The 15491-nt window shown below is 73.8% G+C and carries 13 protein-coding genes; 2 read left to right on the top strand and 11 right to left on the bottom strand.

The genetic code is table 11. The annotated features are described in order from the left end of the window. Positions 1-2: 2 nt before the first annotated feature. Together ABWK99_RS00135 and ABWK99_RS00130 are read right to left on the bottom strand one after the other, a co-directional pair. Positions 3-1757: a phospho-sugar mutase gene (locus ABWK99_RS00135; protein WP_372592655.1), complete on the bottom strand. Its 1755-nt coding sequence runs from the start codon at positions 1755-1757 to the stop codon at positions 3-5. Then, on the bottom strand, positions 1757-2587 hold the full coding sequence (locus ABWK99_RS00130) for a purine-nucleoside phosphorylase (RefSeq protein WP_372592654.1): 831 nt from the start codon (positions 2585-2587) through the stop codon (positions 1757-1759). Before ABWK99_RS00130 ends, ABWK99_RS00135 begins: the two co-directional genes overlap by 1 nt. 141 nt (positions 2588-2728) lie before the next feature. Between ABWK99_RS00130 and ABWK99_RS00125 the strand changes: the two genes are divergently transcribed. Then, positions 2729-4210, top strand: coding sequence for an NAD(P)H-quinone dehydrogenase (locus tag ABWK99_RS00125; RefSeq protein ID WP_372592653.1), 1482 nt, complete (start codon positions 2729-2731; stop codon positions 4208-4210). A gap of 38 nt (positions 4211-4248) precedes the next feature. Here the strand turns inward: ABWK99_RS00125 and efeB are convergent, their stop codons facing one another. From efeB to ABWK99_RS00080, 9 genes are all read right to left on the bottom strand, one after another. Further along, the gene (gene efeB / locus ABWK99_RS00120) at positions 4249-5619 is read right to left on the bottom strand and encodes an iron uptake transporter deferrochelatase/peroxidase subunit (RefSeq protein ID WP_372592652.1); all 1371 of its coding nucleotides are present in this window, start codon (positions 5617-5619) and stop codon (positions 4249-4251) included. 3 nt (positions 5620-5622) lie between these two features. Beyond that, positions 5623-6852, bottom strand: a complete 1230-nt coding sequence (gene efeO / locus ABWK99_RS00115) for an iron uptake system protein EfeO (protein ID WP_372592651.1) — start codon at positions 6850-6852, stop codon at positions 5623-5625. 64 nt (positions 6853-6916) lie between these two features. Further along, positions 6917-7768, bottom strand: coding sequence for an iron uptake transporter permease EfeU (gene efeU / locus ABWK99_RS00110; protein WP_372592650.1), 852 nt, complete (start codon positions 7766-7768; stop codon positions 6917-6919). Between the two features lie 92 nt (positions 7769-7860). Beyond that, complete coding sequence (locus ABWK99_RS00105; RefSeq protein ID WP_372592649.1) at positions 7861-8340, bottom strand: NUDIX domain-containing protein; 480 nt, start codon at positions 8338-8340, stop codon at positions 7861-7863. An 8-nt stretch (positions 8341-8348) separates the two neighbouring features. Further along, positions 8349-10139: a biotin carboxylase N-terminal domain-containing protein gene (locus ABWK99_RS00100; protein WP_372592648.1), complete on the bottom strand. Its 1791-nt coding sequence runs from the start codon at positions 10137-10139 to the stop codon at positions 8349-8351. 99 nt (positions 10140-10238) lie between these two features. Beyond that, positions 10239-10916 carry a nucleoside triphosphate pyrophosphatase gene (locus ABWK99_RS00095; RefSeq protein WP_372592647.1) on the bottom strand — a complete coding sequence of 226 codons (678 nt, stop codon included), beginning with the start codon at positions 10914-10916 and terminating at the stop codon, positions 10239-10241. A 9-nt stretch (positions 10917-10925) separates the two neighbouring features. Further along, positions 10926-12635, bottom strand: a complete 1710-nt coding sequence (locus tag ABWK99_RS00090; RefSeq protein WP_372592646.1) for a DUF885 domain-containing protein — start codon at positions 12633-12635, stop codon at positions 10926-10928. Positions 12636-12668: 33 nt separating this feature from the next. Next, on the bottom strand, positions 12669-12893 hold the full coding sequence (locus ABWK99_RS00085; protein ID WP_372592645.1) for an acyl-CoA carboxylase epsilon subunit: 225 nt from the start codon (positions 12891-12893) through the stop codon (positions 12669-12671). Then, positions 12890-14494 (bottom strand): acyl-CoA carboxylase subunit beta, encoded by a 1605-nt coding sequence (locus tag ABWK99_RS00080; protein WP_372592644.1) that lies wholly within the window; start codon positions 14492-14494, stop codon positions 12890-12892. Before ABWK99_RS00080 ends, ABWK99_RS00085 begins: the two co-directional genes overlap by 4 nt. A gap of 148 nt (positions 14495-14642) precedes the next feature. Between ABWK99_RS00080 and ABWK99_RS00075 the strand changes: the two genes are divergently transcribed. Then, complete coding sequence (locus tag ABWK99_RS00075) at positions 14643-15491, top strand: biotin--[acetyl-CoA-carboxylase] ligase (protein WP_372592643.1); 849 nt, start codon at positions 14643-14645, stop codon at positions 15489-15491.

Below are 15491 nucleotides of genomic sequence, written 5' to 3'. Positions count from 1 at the left end.
GGCTAGGCGTCCGGGCTGCTGCCCAGCGCCCCGGCCATGTCCAGGCGGACGGCGTCGAGCCGGGCTCGCGCCGCGCGCCGGGCCTCGCCGACGGTCCCGGCCGAGGCGTGCTCCTCCACGGGCAGGATCACCTCGAGGTAGCACTTGACCTTCGGCTCGGTGCCGCTGGGGCGGACGACCACGCGGGTGCCGTCCTGCGCGACCAGGCGCATCCCGTCGGTCGGCAGCATCCCGTCGGCCTGGGGCTGGGCCAGGTCCACGACCTCGACCACCGGCGAGCCGGCGAGCGTGGCGGGCGGGGCGCTGCGCAGCAGGGCCATCGTCGCGGGGATCTTGTCCAGGTCGGTGAAGCGCAGCGAGAGCTGGTCGCTCAGGTGCAGGCCGTGCCGGCGGGCGAGATCGTCCAGGACGTCGACCAGGGTCCGGTGCTCGGCCTTGGTGCGGGCGGCGAGCTGGGCCAGCAGGAGCGCGGCGGACAGCCCGTCCTTGTCCCGCACGTGCTCCGGGTCCACGCAGTAGCCGAGCGCCTCCTCGTAGCCGTAGACCAGGCCGTCCACCCGGGAGATCCACTTGAAGCCGGTGAGGGTGTTCCGGTGCGCGAGCCCGTGCGCGGAGGCGATCCGGGCGAGCAGGCGGGAGGAGACGATGGAGTTGGCGAGGACGCCGGCGCCGTCCGCCTGCCGCAGGGCGAGCTCCTGACCCAGCAGGGCGCCGACCTCGTCACCGTGCAGCATCCGCCAGGCGCCGGTGTGCGGGTCGACCACGGCCGCGGCGCACCGGTCGGCGTCAGGGTCGTTGGCCAGGACGAGGTCAGCCTCGACCTCCTGGGCCAGCGCCACGGCGAGGTCGATCGCGCCGGGCTCCTCGGGGTTCGGGAAGGGGACGGTGGGGAAGGTCGGGTCGGGCTCCGCCTGCTCGGGGACCAGACGCACGTCGTCGAAGCCGGCACCACGCAGGACGCGCTCCGCGAGCACCCCTCCCACGCCGTGCAACGGGGTGACGACGATCCGCAGCGGCGGCACCGAGGGCTCGCGGAGGGTCGCGACGGCGGCGACGTAGGCGTCGACGACGTCCTCGCCGAGGACCGTCCAGCCCTCCTCCGCGCGCGGGACCTCCGCCACGCTCGGGACGGCGGCGATACGCGCGGCGATCTCGGCGTCGTAGGGCGGGACGATCTGCGCACCGCTCCCGGAGTCGGTGACGATCCGCCCCCCGAGGTAGACCTTGTACCCGTTGTCCTGCGGAGGGTTGTGGCTCGCCGTCACCATGACACCGGCGTCGGCGCCCAGGTGCCGCACGGCGAAGGCGAGGACAGGGGTGGGCAGCGCGCTCGGGAGCAGCAGCGCCTCGCCGCCCGCCGCGACGACGACGGCCGCGGTGTCGCGGGCGAAGACGTCGGAGTTCGTCCGGGCGTCGTAGCCGATGACCACGCGGGGCGTGCTCTGGCCGAGCTCGGCAAGGGCGTCGACGGCGTAGCGCACGAGGCCGGCGGCCGCGCGGATCACGACGGACCGGTTCATCCGCGCAGGGCCACCGCCCAACGCGCCACGCAGTCCCGCGGTGCCGAACTGCAGGAGCCCGGAGAAGCGGTCCTCCAGGTCGGCGTGCGCGGCCGTCGAGGCGGCAGCGTCCTCGCCGAGCGCCGCGGCGACCAGGCCCTCGAGCTCGGCAGCGGTCTGCGGGTCCGGGTCGTCGGCGATCCAGGCACGGACGCCGTCGATCAGGTCGTCCGGCTCTCCTGCTGCTCGGGTGCCCATCAGATCCTCCCCACGATCTCGGCGAGCAGGCGGCCGATGCGCGGTGCCGCCGCCTGCCCCGCCTCGATGACCTCGGCATGCGACAGCGGGACGGGGCTGATGCCCGCCCCGAGGTTGGTCATGAGCGAGATCGCCAGCACCTCGAGCCCGGCGTGCCGCGCGGCGATCGCCTCCAGCGTCGTCGACATGCCGACCAGGTCGGCGCCCATGATCCCGGCCATCCGGACCTCGGCGGGGGTCTCGTAGTGCGGGCCGCGGAACTGGGCGTACACGCCCTCCGCGAGCGTCGGGTCGACCTCGTGGGCGAGGTCGCGCAGACGCTGCGAGTAGAGGTCGGTGAGGTCGACGAAGGTCGCGCCCTCCAGCGGGGACGTCGCGGTCAGGTTGAGGTGGTCACGGACCAGCACGGGGGTCCCCGGTGCCCACTGCGGGTTCAGGCCACCGCAGCCGTTGGTCAGGACCACGGCACGAGCCCCGGTGGCCGCAGCGGTGCGCACGCCGTGCACGACGTGGCGCACGCCCTTGCCCTCGTACAGGTGGGTGCGCGAGCCGAGCACGAGCGCGAAGCGGTCGGTCCCCGCGATCCGGACCGAGCGGGTCATCGCGGAGTGGCCGACGACGGCCGGGGCGCTGAACCCGGGGATCTCGTGGCTCGGGATCTCGGTGACGGTCTCGCCCAGGTGCTCGGCGGCCTCGCCCCATCCGGAGCCGAGCACCAGCGCGAGGTCGTGCCGCTCGACACCTGTCCGCACGGCGATCGCCTCGGCGGCCTCGCGGGCGACGTCGAAGGGATCGGTGTCGGGCTCGTCGAGCCGGCTCAGGTCAGTCATGGTCGCAGGCTATCGCCGCTCGGCTCGGGGCGTCGCCTCGGGGGTCCCGGCCCACGGCGCCGGGCGGGAGGTCGCGGGTCCCGGGCGGTGGCACGCGGGAGGACGGTGCGCCCGGGAGGTGCGCACGGCACAATGCCGAGGGTGACGTCCACCACGCCCGGCCTGGCCGAACCCTCTCCCTCGCCCGAGCACGGGTCCTCCCGCGAAGGGACGCAGGCCACCCCACGGGTCGTGGTGATCGGCGGGGGCCCAGGCGGGTACGAGGCCGCGCTCGTCGCCTCCCGCGCCGGGGCGGAGGTCACCCTGGTGGAGCGCACCGGCCTCGGCGGTGCCGCCGTCCTGACGGACGTCGTCCCGTCGAAGACGCTCATCGCGACAGCCGAGTGGATGACCATCGCCGATCGCGCCGCCGAGCTCGGCATCCGCTCGGTCGGCCTTCCGGCGGACGGCGTCGCGCACGCCCACGAGGTCGACCTCGCGCGGGTGAACGCGCGCGTCGTCGAACTCGCTCAGGCGCAGTCGGACGACATCCGCGCCCGGCTCGAGCGGGAGGGCGTCCACCTGGTCGACGGGACCGGACGGCTGGAGAGCGCCGAGCAGGTCTCCGTCCTCGGCGCGGACGGCGCGGTCGTCGCAGAGCTCCGGGCCGACGTCGTGCTGCTGGCGACGGGTGCCGTCCCGCGCACCCTGCCGGCCGCGGAGCCCGACGGCGAGCGGATCCTCAGCTGGACCCAGCTGTACGGCTTGCCCGCCCTACCCGAACGGCTGATCGTCGTCGGGTCGGGTGTGACAGGTGCCGAGTTCGCCGGGGCGTACAACGCGCTCGGGGCGGACGTCGTCCTGGTCTCCTCACGCGATCGTGTGCTCCCGGGTGAGGACGCCGACGCGGCGCACGTGATCGAGGAGGTCTTCCGCGGGCGGGGGATGACCGTGATGGGCCGTTCGCGCGCGGTCTCTGTCACCAGGACCGACGACGGGGTCCTGGTGACCCTCGAGGACGGGCGGGAGGTCACCGGCTCGCACTGCCTGGTCGCGGTGGGCTCGGTCCCCTCGACGGCCGGGATCGGCCTGGAGCGCGTGGGAGTGCGGCTCGGTCGCGGCGGGCACATCGAGGTCGACCGCGTCTCACGGACGAGCGTGCGGGGCGTCTACGCCGCCGGTGACTGCACCGGGGTGCTCCCGCTCGCCTCGGTCGCCGCGATGCAGGGCCGGATCGCCATGGCGCACGCCCTGGGCGACGCGGTGACCCCGCTGGACCTCGGAACGGTCGCGGCGAACATCTTCACCGCCCCGGAGATCGCCACGGTGGGGGCCTCGGAGCGCAGCCTGGAGGAGTCGGGAACCCAGTTCGTCACCAGCAGGCTCGACCTGGGCCGCAACCCGCGGGCGAAGATGCTCGGCATCCGCGACGGCTTCGTCAAGGTGTTCGCGCACGCCTCCACCGGGATCGTGCTGGGCGGGGTCGTGGTGGCACCGCGCGCGGGCGAGCTGATCTTCCCTCTGACGATCGCGGTCGCCCAGCGCCTCACCGCCGACGAGATCGCCCAGTCCTTCACCGTCTACCCGTCGCTGTCCGGCTCGGTCGCCGAGGTCGCGCGGATCGCGCACAGCCTGCGGAGCTGAGCCGGCCGCCCAGGGGTCGCGCTCCGGGCGAGGGAAGCTCAGGAGAAGAGGCCGGCGCCGAGGTGGACCGACGGGTCGAGCAGGGAGCCGTCGGCTGCGAGCGCGCCGTCAGGGACGCCCGGCGGGACGGCGGCCAGCACGGACCCCGTGTGGACCAGGTACTCCGAGAGCAGGTCGTCGTTCGCGAGAGCGGTCTGCACGGGGATGAACCCGGTGCGGGGATCGCGGACATAGGCAAGGAAGTACAGGCCGGCGTCGAGACGACCGAGCGCGTCGTTCCCGTCGGTGAAGGTGTACCCGCGGCGCAGCATGCGGGCACCGCCGTGGCTGCTCGGGTGGGCGAGGCGGACGTGCGAGCTCGGGTCGATCAGCGGGATGCCACCACGTCCCGCGAGGGAGAAGTCGGGCTCGCTGTGCTCCGTCCCGCCCGAGAGCGGGGCTCCCTCGGCCTTGTCCCTGCCGATGACGGCCTCCTGCTCGCGCAGGGAGGTGCGGTCCCATGTCTCGATCGTCATCCGGATGCGACGGCCGGCCACGTAGCTCCCGCCGACCATCCACGTGGAGTCCGTCCCGGTGGTCTCCGCGGCATCCTGCGGCTGCACCCACACGTGCTCGTCCAGCGCATCGGTCTCCTCCGCCTTGAGGTTCGCGGTGCCGTCCTTGAAGCCGAAGAGGTTGCGCGGAGTGGTCTGCGCCGTCGAGGTGGACGAGGTCCGCCCGTAGCCGAGCTGTGTCCACCGGATCCTCGCCGTGCCGAACGCGGCCCGGGAGAGGTTCCGGATCGCATGGACCGCGACCTGGGCGTCGTCGGTGCACGCCTGGACGAGCAGGTCGCCCTCGCTCCTCGCGGGGTCGAGGTCGTCCCCGGAGAAGTGCGGCAACGCGACGAGCGCGGCGGGCAACCGACCGGCCAGCCCGAAGCGGTCCGTCGAGCCGTCGGCCCCCACGAAGAGGGACCGGCCGAACCCGACGGTGATCGTGAGCCCGGCGACCGGGAGGTCGGCGGCCTCACCCGTGTCGTCCGGCGGGGCGTCGTACGGGCCACCGGCGAAGCCGTACGGCCCGGCGGACAGGCCCTGGGTGAGCCGGGCCGCCATCGTGGTCCAGGTCCTCAGCAGTCCGATGACCTCCTCTCGGCTCGTGGTCGTGAGGTCGAAGGCCGCGAGGTACATGCGGTCCTGCGCCGGGGTGACGATCCCGGCCTGGTGGGCGCCGGTGAACGGGTAGGTGCGGCGTTCCGCGACGAGGCTCGGTTCGGGCGTCGTCACCCGGCCGGCACCGAACCCGGCGGCACCCGCGAGGCCTGCCGCCGCGAGCCCCCCGCCCGCGATGCCGAGCACGGCACGGCGGGACAGGCCCTCGGGTCCCCGGTCGTCCTGTGCCGGGACGGTGTCCTGCCGTCGTCCCATCGCTCAGGCCGCGCTGGTGATCGTGGCGGTCAACCGGGAGAGCGGCTCGCCGACGGCGTCCACCGCTGCGGCGAGATCCGTGACCTCCGCCGTGGACAGCTCGTCGTAGGGGGTGAAGCCCTCCTCGTAGGAGCCGTGCTGGGCCAGGAGGGCGCCCAGCGCCTCGAACCGGGCGTCGAGCTCGGCGACGAGCTCGGGGTCGCGTGCCGTGGCCACCTCGCGCAGCACGCCCAGCGCGACCGAGGCGCCGTCGACGTTCGCCGCCACGTCCCACAGGTCGGTGTGGGACCAGATCTCCTCCTCCCCGGTGATCTTCCCCGTGGCGACCTCGTCGAGGAGCTCCTTGGCGCCGTTGGAGATCTGGAAGGCAGCGAAGGTGAAGCTCTCGTCGGTCACCGCCTCGCTGAGCCGGTCCGTGTACGCGACCAGGTCGGCTGCGGCGGCCGTGCGCTCGTCGGAGGTCAGGGCGTGGTACTCCACACCGCCGTTCGCCTCGGCGGCCGGGGGCCACAGGTCCTTCTCGACGTAGTGCCAGCCGCTCCACTCCTCGCCGTCGGCGAGATCGGCCTCGCGGGCGTCGAGCAGCGGGTCGAGGTCGCCGAACGACTCCGCGACGGGCTCCACGCGCTCCCAGTGCACCCGGGTGGCCGCGTAGAGCGAGCGGGCCGTGTCGTCGTCCCCCGAGGCGTACGCGTCGGCGAAGGCCTGGGTTCCCGCGACGAGGCTGCTGACCTGGTCCTTGACGTAGGCGACGTAGGACGCCTCTGCCTCGGCCAGCTGCTCGGCGACGGCGCCGGTGGCGCCCACCGCCTCTCCGGAGTCGGTGACGGTGAACTCCGACTGGATGCCCTCGCCGACCATCCCCGGCTTGCAGGCGGTCCAGTACGTCCCGGCCGGGACCTGCACCACGAGGTCGCGCGTGAGCCCTGGGCCGATGTTCTCGACCTCGGAGACGACGCGGAGCCGGTCGTCGGCGAGCAGGTAGAACTCGGTGACCTCGGAGCCCGTGTTGGTGACGGAGAAGGTGATCGTCCCGGAGGGCGCCTCGGGTGACGAGACGGTGCAGGCCGTGGCGGAGGAGTCCACGCTCAGGGCGGCGGCACCGTCCGGCTCGTTGGCCACGCAACCGGTCGCGCCGAGCAGGCCGGCGAGGCCGAGGGCGGCGAGGCCGCGGCCGGGACGGGAGGTGCGGGGGTCGGCGGGGCGGGCGAGGGCAGGGCGTGCGGGGACCACGGAGGGCTCCTTGGCGTGAGGTGGGGTGGTGAGGGTGGCGCAGGGCCGGCCGGGCCGGCCGGGTTCAGACGGTCGCGGGCGTGCGCTCGAACCGGGCGCGGGTGGCCGGGCGGCTGCGCGGCCAGACCTGGCGCACGTAGAGCACCGTCACCGGGACGGTGTACGCGACCCAGGCGATGGCCTGGAGCCAGGTGGTGGCGGGAGTGAAGTTCACCGTGCCCTTGAGCAGGGTCGCGTACCAGCTGCTGGGCGGGACCGCTGCGGAGACGTCGAAGGCGAGCGAGTGCAGGCCCGGGAGGAGGGCGGCCTCCTGGAGGTCGTGGATCCCGTAGGCCAGGACACCCGCCGAGATGAGGACGAGGCCCAGCCCGGACCACGCGAAGAAGGACCGGAGGTCGAGCCGGATCGCACCGCGGTACAGCGCCCAGCCCACGACGCTCGCCGTCGCCAGTCCGAGCCCCGCGCCCAGGAGGGGTGAGGTCGTCGAGCCGGTCGCCTGGGCTGCCGCCCACAGGAACAGGGCCGTCTCGAGCCCTTCGCGACCGACGGCCAGCAGGGCCATGACCAGGACGGCCCACCGGCCTGCGGCGACCGCGTCGCCGAGCCGTCCGGTGAGGTCGGCGCGCAGGTGCCGGGCGGTCCGGGCCATCCAGAAGATCATCCAGGTCACGAGGCCGACGGCGAGGAGGGAGAGGCTGCCGCCGATCGCCTCCTGGGCCCGGAAGGACAGGCCCTGGGGCCCGAAGGTGAGCAGGGCCCCGACGGCCAGCGAGGCGCCGACAGCGGCTCCGACGCCGAGCCAGACCTGGGGGAGGAGCTCACGACGCCCGGTCCGCACCAGGTACGCGACGAGGATGCCGACGACGAGCGCGGCTTCCAGTCCCTCGCGAAGACCGATGAGGAAGTTGGCGACCATGTCTCTCCAGAAGTGAGGTATGCCTTACCTAACTCGGCGAGAGTAGCGGACGGACGGGCGCTGTCAATCCGCGGTCCGGATCGGGAGAACGCTCAGAGCTCTTCGACGGCGGCGCGCAACCCCGGCCAGGCGTCGCCGAAGGCGCCGAGGAGCGGGAGTCCGGTCACCTGCGCCGTGTCGACCCAGCGGATCTCCAGGCTCTCGGGATCCGTCGGCCTCGGGTCCTGGTCGGCCACGGCGCGGGCGAGCACGGTCGTGTAGCTCCACGATCCGTGGTCGAGCACCGTCGTCGAGACGACCTCGACCCCGCTCGGGTCGATCCCCGCTTCCTCCGCCGACTCGCGCAGGGCCGCGTCGACCGCGCTCTCGTGGGGCATCCGGGCCCCTCCGGGGACGCCCCAGGTGCCGCCCTGATCGCTCCACGGAGCGCGGTGCTGCAGGACCACCTCGTGCCCGCTCCCGGTGCTCCTGGCGAGCAGCAGTCCCGCGGCGCCGTGCAGACCCCAGTGCCGGCGGCCGCAGGCGCACTCCAGCCATCCGTCACCCGGCTGAGGAGCCCGGCGGTGCGTCATGCGGCCGCTCAGTCGACGATCTCGCAGATGGCGCTCCCGGCCGTGACCCCGACGCCGACAGCTGCGGCCAGCCCCTGCACGGTTCCCGACCGGTGGGCCACCAGCGGCTGCTCCATCTTCATCGCCTCGAGCACCACGACGAGATCGCCCTCGGCGACGACGGCGCCCTCGACGACGGCGACCTTGACGATCGTGCCCTGCATGGGGGTCGTGAGCGTCGTCCCGCTGACCGCACGGACCGGACCGCGGCGGGCACGCTGGGGGCGGACAGGTGCCCCGGGACGCCCACGGCCGGGGATCAGCCCGAGGCCGGCGGGAAGGACGACCTCGATCCGCTTGCCGCCCACCTCGACCACCACGCGCTCGGTCGTCCCGGCCGGCGCGGCCGCCTCCTCGGCCACGGGCGAGGGGGCAGGGGAGCGGTCGAGGCCCGCGAGCGTGTCGGCGAACGTCGTCTCGATCCAGCGGGTGTGCACGGCGAAGGGCTGGGCCGGGTCCGCGGGCACGAAGTCGGGGGACCGCAGCACGGCGCGGTGGAACGGCACGACCGTCGGGATGCCGGCGATCTCGAGCTCGGCGAGCGCGCGACGGGCCCGCTCGACGGCCTGGGTGCGGTCGGCACCGGTGACGACGAGCTTGGCGATCATCGAGTCGAAGGCGCCGGAGACCGTGTCGCCCTCGGTGACGCCGCTGTCCACGCGCACCCCGGGTCCGGAGGGGAAACGCAAGCGGGTGATGGTGCCGGGCATCGGCAGGAAGCCGGCGGACGGGTCCTCCCCGTTGAGCCGGAACTCGATCGAGTGCCCGCGGGTCGCCACCTCGGTGTACCCGAGGGGCTCGCCCGCGGCGATCCTCAGCTGCTCACGCACGAGGTCGATCCCGGTCACCTCCTCGGTCACCGGGTGCTCGACCTGGAGCCGGGTGTTGACCTCGAGGAACGAGACCGTGCCGTCGAGCCCGATGAGGAACTCGCAGGTGCCGGCGCCGACGTAGCCGGCCTCGCGCAGGATCGCGACGGAGGCCTCCCGCAGGAGCTGCTCCTGGGCCGGTGTGAGGAACGGCGCAGGTGCCTCCTCGACGAGCTTCTGGTGGCGACGCTGCAGGGAGCAGTCGCGGGTCGAGACCACGACGGCTCCGCCGTGCTCGTCGGCGAGGCACTGCGTCTCGACGTGCCGGGGCGAGTCGAGGTACCGCTCGACGAAGCACTCGCCACGTCCGAAGGCCGCGACGGCCTCGCGGACGGCGGACTCGTAGAGCTCGGCGATCTCGTCGTGCTCGCGCACGACCTTCATCCCCCTGCCGCCACCGCCGAACGCTGCCTTGATCACGATCGGCAGCCCGAACTCGGCGACGAACTCCTCGATCTCCGCGACACCCGAGACGGGGTCGGCGGTTCCTGCGGCGAGCGGCGCGCCGGCGCGCTGGGCGATGTGCCGCGCGCTCACCTTGTCGCCGAGGGCCTCGATCGCCGCGGGCGGCGGGCCGATCCAGACGAGACCGGCGTCGATCACGGTCTGCGCGAACTCGGCGTTCTCGGCGAGGAAGCCGTACCCGGGGTGGATCGCGTCCGCACCGGAGCGCCGTGCGGCGTCGATGATCTTGTCGATCGCGAGGTAGGTCTCGGCTGCGCGTTGGCCGCCGAGCGCGTAGGCCTCGTCGGCGAGCCGCACGTGCAGGGCCTCGCGGTCGGAGTCGGCGTAGACGGCGACGCTGGTCATCCCGGCGTCGGCGCAGGCCCTGGCGATACGGACGGCGATCTCACCACGGTTGGCGATGAGGACCTTGCGGATGTCGGGCACGGCTCACCGTAACGTCAGGGGGCCTCTCGGCTCACCCCCGGCACCCCCGCCGGCTCAAGACTGTGCCTATCGACAAGACGACACGGGCGCGCTTTGTCGTCATCCGGTAGGCGCGTCGGGGCCGGAGGCCCGCCAGAGGTCCGTGATCGACACGCCGACCTCGGCCAAGAGCTCGCGCAGCAGCGGGAGGCTCACGCCGACGACGTTGTGGTAGTCGCCGTCGATCCCCGTGACGAACGGGCCGCCGATGCCGTCGACGGTGAATGCGCCGGCGACCGCGAGGGGCTCACCCGTCGCGACGTAGGCGTCGACCTCCGCGTCGGACAGGTCGGCGAAGTGGACAGTCGTCGAGGCGGTCGCCCCGAGGGTGGCGACGCCGTCGGCCCGGGCGTCGACGATCCAGTGCCCCGTGTGCAGCACTCCCGAGCGGCCCCGCATGGTGCGCCAGCGCGCGGCGGCCTCGGCGGCATCGCGCGGCTTGCCGAACGCCGCACCGTCCAGCTCGAGCAAGGAGTCGCAGCCGAGCACGATCACCTCGTCCGGGAGCTCGGGGTCCGCCTCGTCCTGCCGGCCGAGCAGGCCGGCGACCGCCTCCGCCTTGGCCTTGGCGAGCACGAGCACGGCGTCGGCAGGGTCGAGCGCGCCGAAGCGCTGCTCCGCCGCGGCCAGGACGGCGTCCTCGTCCACCCCGGAGACGAGCACCGACGGTGCCAACCCCGCCGAGCGCAGGGTCGCGAGGCGGGCGGGGGAGGCGGAGGCGAGCAGCAGCGAGGTCACCGGCGCAGGCTACCCGGCGAGGGCCTCGCGAAGGACGTCGAGGCCGACCGAGCCCAGTCCGAGCGCCCGGCGGTGGAACTCCTTGAGGTCACGCTGCCCGCCCGCAGCCTCGGCGGCGTCGAGGGCCTCGTCGCGCGACTGCTCCCACAGGCGCTGGCCGATCTTGTAGGCCGGCGCCTGCCCGGCCCAGCCGAGGTAGCGCATCCACTCGAACCGCAGGGAGCTCTCCGGCATGGCCACGTTCGCCAGGAAGAAGTCCCATGCCTTGTCCGCGTCCCATGTCCCGCCGCCCCAGCGCTCGGGGCACGGCAGCTCCAGGTGCACGCCGATGTCGAAGACGACGCGAGCCGCGCGCATGCGCTGGCTGTCGAGCATCCCGAGGCGGTCGCCCGGGTCGTCGAGGAACCCCAGGTCCGCCATGAGGCGCTCGGCGTACAGGGCCCAGCCCTCGCCGTGCCCGCTGACCCAGCAGGCGAGCCTCCGCCAGGAGTTGAGGCGCTCGCGGTCGAAGACGGTCTGGGCGATCTGCAGGTGATGGCCAGGGACGCCCTCGTGGTAGACGGTGGTCCGCTCACGCCAGGTCGTGTGGCTCGTCACGTCCTTGGGCACCGACCACCACATGCGGCCGGGCCGGGAGAAGTCGTCCGAGGGCTGCGTGTAGTAGATCGCACCGCTCTGGGTCGGGGCGATCCGGCACTCCAGGGTCCGCACCGGGCCGGGGATGTCGAAGTGCACGCCGTCCAGCGCCTCGATGGCGGCGTCGGAGGTCTGCTGCATCCACTCCTGAAGGGCGGTGGAGTCCGCCAGGAGGCGGGACGGGTCGGCGTCCAGGACGGCGATCGCCTCCGCGATGCTCGCACCCTCACCGGCGACCTGGGCCGCGACCGCCTCCTGCTCGGCGATGATGCGGTCCAGCTCGGCGAGCCCCCAGGCGTAGGTCTCCTCGAGGTCGACGCGCGCGCCGAGGAAGTACCGGGACCACAGGGCGTAGCGCTCGCGGCCGAAGGCGTCCGCCGCCGGCGCCTGGGGTGCCAGCTCCTCGCGCAGGAAGGCCGCGAGGTCGGCGTACGCGGTGCGGGCCGCCGCCGCGCCCTCCTCGAGACGGGACGCGAGGCCGGCGGGGTCCTCGGCGCCGACGAGGGCCGCGTCCACCGCAGCGCTGCGGACGAAGGGGGTGAAGAAGGAGTCCTCGCCCGCGAAGCCCTCGCACTGGCGAGCGCACTCGGCCACCTGCCGCGCTGCGGCGACCCGCCCGCGGGACGCCGCCTCGCGCAGGGAGGCGATGATTCCGTCCGCGGCCTGGGGAAGGGCGCCGAGCCGGGAGGCGATCGCCTCCCAGTCCGCAGCGGTGTCCGTGGGCATGAGGTCGAAGCTGTCGCGCACCGCCTGGATCGGGGAGGCGATGTTGTTGAGCTCTCCCATGAGCTCGGCTGCCTCGTGCAGCTCCAGGTGCAGGCCGAGTCGCTCACGCATCGCGGCGACGGTCACCCGGTCGATCTCGTCAGCGGGGCTCGTCGCGTCGAGCGCGGTGAGCACCTCGCGGATCGCCGTGGCCATCTCCTCGTGCCCGGCGGGGGAGAAGTCGGGCCACCGGTGATCGTGCCCCGGGATGCCCATCCCGGTGGCGGCGATCGGGTCCAGCCGGGCGAGGGTCGTGACCCAGGCGTCGGCGATGGCGTCGATCGGCGTGGACGGGCGGGGCTGGCCGGGCGTGATCATGGCACCACCGTAGTGGCGCGCAGGGCCCGGTCCTCAGGGCCTGCTCCACCGCCAGGAGTCGGGTCCTGGGGTCGGTCCGCCGTCGAGACGATCGGCCATCCCCTGCCAGCGTCGCCGGGCCGCCCTGCCCTCGGCCTCGGTGTCGGAGGTGGCACTGACCGCCGAGAGCGCTGCCGAGCCCGCCGCCAGCCCCGCGACCAGGGCGGCCAGCTCGACGTCGTCGGGATCGCCCCTGACCACGCGCACGTCGGGGGTCACAGCGGGATGTTCCCGTGCTTCTTGGCGGGCAGCGACGCGCGCTTGGTGCGCAGGGTCCGCAGGGCGCGGACGACCTGGACCCGGGTCTGCGACGGCGCGATGACGGCGTCGACGTAGCCGCGGTCGGCGGCGTCGTAGGGGTTCACCAGGGCCTCCTCGTAGTCCGCGACCAGCCGGGCGCGCTCGGCCTCGACGTCGCCGCCGGAGTCGGCGACCTGCTTGAGGGCCGAGCGTTGCAGGATGTTCACCGCGCCGGAGGCGCCCATGACGGCGATCTGCGCGGTGGGCCAGGCCAGGTTGACGTCGGCACCCAGCTGCTTGGAGCCCATGACGATGTACGCACCGCCGTAGGCCTTGCGGGTGATGACCGTCACGAGCGGGACGGTGGCCTCGGCGTAGGCGTAGATCAGCTTGGCCCCGCGCCGGATGATCCCGTTCCACTCCTGGTCGGTGCCGGGCAGGAACCCGGGCACGTCGACGAAGGTGAGGACCGGCAGGCCGAACGCGTCGCAGGTGCGCACGAAGCGAGCGGCCTTCTCGGCCGCGTTGATGTCGAGGGTCCCCGCCATGTGCAGCGGCTGGTTCGCGACGATGCCGACCGCGCGGCCCTCGACATGGCCGAAGCCGATGAGCACGTTGCGGGCGTAGAGCGGCTGGACCTCGAGGAAGTCGCCGTGGTCCAGCACCTGCTCGACGACGGTGCGCATGTCGTAGGGCTGGGAGTCGGAGTCGGGGACGAGGGCGTCGAGCTCGAGGTCCTGATCCGTGACGTCGAGCGCCTCGGGCCGACCCACGTCCTCCGTCCAGACGGGCGGGTCGGCGAGGTTGTTCGACGGCAGGTAGCCGAGCAGGGCGCGGACGTAGTCGATCGCGTCGTCCTCGTCGGAGCCGAGGTAGTGCGCCACCCCGGAGCGCGCGTTGTGGGTCTGCCCGCCGCCGAGCTCCTCGAAGCCGACGTCCTCGCCGGTGACGGCACGGATCACGTCGGGTCCGGTGATGAACATGTTCGACGTGCCGTCCGCCATGACGACGAAGTCCGTCAGGGCCGGGGAGTAGACCGCACCGCCGGCGCTCGGCCCGAGGATGAGGGAGATCTGGGGGATGACGCCGGAGGCGGCCACGTTCCGCCGGAAGATCTCGGCGAACTGCGTCAGGGCGGCCACGCCCTCCTGGATCCGCGCCCCGCCGCCGTCCAGGATGCCGACCAGCGGCATCCCCGTGCGCAGGGCGAGGTCCATCACCTTGCTGATCTTCTCCCCGTGCACCTCGCCGAGGGAGCCGCCGAAGACGGTGAAGTCCTGGCTGTAGACCGCGACGGGGCGACCGTCGACGGTGCCGTGGCCGGTGACCACGCCGTCCCCGGGGATCCGGCGAGCATCGAGACCGAAGTTCGTCGAGCGGTGGCGGACCATGGCGTCGAGCTCGGTGAAGCTGCCCTCGTCGAGGAGGGCGTCGATCCGCTCGCGTGCGCTCTTCTTGCCGCGGGCGTGCTGCTTGGCGGCCGCGGCCGTCTCGGCCGCCTCCAGCTCGGCCGCGCGCTGCTCGAGGTCGGCGAGCCGACTCCTGGTCGTCGGACTGGTCCGGGCCGTTGCTTCGCTCACGCAACGAAGGCTAGTTGTCGGAACCCCACATGCTCAGTGTGGGTCCGCACCGTGTCGGCCGGTCCGTCTGTGCCGGTCCCCACAACGGCCCCCCGTCCGAGGCGCCGGTCGACGGCCTCGCGCTCCGGGGCGCCACTACCGTGGGGGCATGGCCCAGGACCTCCTCGACACCGCGAGCGTCGAGCGGGCCCTCGCCGCCGCCGGGGTGAGCCCTCCCGGACGGCTCCTCGTCCTCGAGCAGGTGGGGTCGACCTCGACCGAGCTGCGCTCACGGGCCGTCGGAGCCGACCCGTGGCCGGACGGCTCGGTGCTGCTCGCCGACGACCAGGTGGGCGGGCGGGGGCGCGCCGGGCGCACCTGGACGACGCCGCCGGGGCGCGCGCTCACCTTCTCGGTCCTGCTGCGTCCGCAGGTCCCGGTGGAGCGGCTCGGCTGGGCACCGCTGCTCGCGGGTCTCTCCGTCGTCGAGGGGCTGCGCTCGCTCGGTCTCGACCCGGTCCTCAAGTGGCCGAACGACGTCCTGCTCCCTGCCGGGACCTCGCTCCCGGGCTGGGGTCCGTACCGCAAGGTGGCCGGGGTGCTCGCGGAGCTCGTCGCCCAGCCTGCGCCGGCCGTCGTCCTGGGGATCGGGATCAACGTGCACCAGGAGTCCGCGGAGCTCCCCGTCGCCAGCGCGACCTCGGTGGCGCTGGCCGGTGCCCCCGCGTCGCGAGCCCGGGTGCTGGCCGCCGTGCTGGACCGGTGGTGGGAGCGAACGGCGCAGTGGCGCCGCGAGGACGGGCGGGTGACGGGTCGTCTCGCCGACGCCTGCACGGCGGCGTGCATGACCCTCGGCCGCACGGTCGAGGTCACGCGGCCGGGGGGTCAGCTGCTGCGGGGCACAGCCGTCGCGCTCGCGGACGACGGCGCCCTGCTGGTCGAGTCGGGCGGGCGGGTGGTGCCCGTGCACGCGGGAGACGTCATGCTCCGGACGGTCGAGGACGGACCGGCGGTCTAG

The sequence above is a fragment of the Actinotalea sp. genome (genome assembly GCF_041597215.1).
Taxonomy (GTDB): domain Bacteria; phylum Actinomycetota; class Actinomycetes; order Actinomycetales; family Cellulomonadaceae; genus Actinotalea.
This window is presented reverse-complemented; position numbering and strand designations above follow the sequence as displayed.